This window comes from Aquitalea sp. ASV11, from assembly GCF_016429185.1.
GTDB lineage: Bacteria > Pseudomonadota > Gammaproteobacteria > Burkholderiales > Chromobacteriaceae > Aquitalea > Aquitalea pelogenes.
Window position 1 is genome coordinate 1 of the sequence record NZ_JAELUD010000220.1, and the last position, 313, is coordinate 313.

General features: G+C 70.9%; 2 protein-coding genes. One reads left to right on the forward strand and one right to left on the reverse strand.

The window, feature by feature from the left end; all coding sequences use genetic code 11:
• The coding region (locus JHD62_RS23155) for a histidine kinase dimerization/phospho-acceptor domain-containing protein (protein WP_370541112.1) at window positions 1–88 on the reverse strand (88 nt) is incomplete at its 3' end.
• Between JHD62_RS23155 and JHD62_RS21825 the strand changes: the two genes are divergently transcribed.
• A partial coding sequence (locus JHD62_RS21825) for a hypothetical protein (protein ID WP_199104631.1) occupies window positions 47–313 on the forward strand: 267 nt, incomplete at its 3' end. The genes JHD62_RS23155 and JHD62_RS21825 overlap by 42 nt on opposite strands.

Sequence of the window (313 nt, forward strand, 5' to 3'; positions counted from 1 at the left end):
GCAGTGACGATGCCTCCTGAATGGCCGCCAACGGGGTTTTCAGCTCATGCGAGACATGACGGAAAAAATCTGCCTTATCCTCTTCCAGCCGGGCAAGCCGATGATCCAGCTCACCCAGGGCAGAAGCTGTCTCTTATACACATCTCCGAGCCCACGAGACGAACGCAATAATCTCGTATGCCGTCGTCTGCTTGAAAAGGGGGGGGGGGGGGGGGGGGGGGGGGGGGGGGGGGGGGGGGGGGGGGGGGGGGGGGGGGGGGGGGGGGGGGGGGGGGGGGGGGGGGGGGGGGGGGGGGGGGGGGGGGGGGGGGGG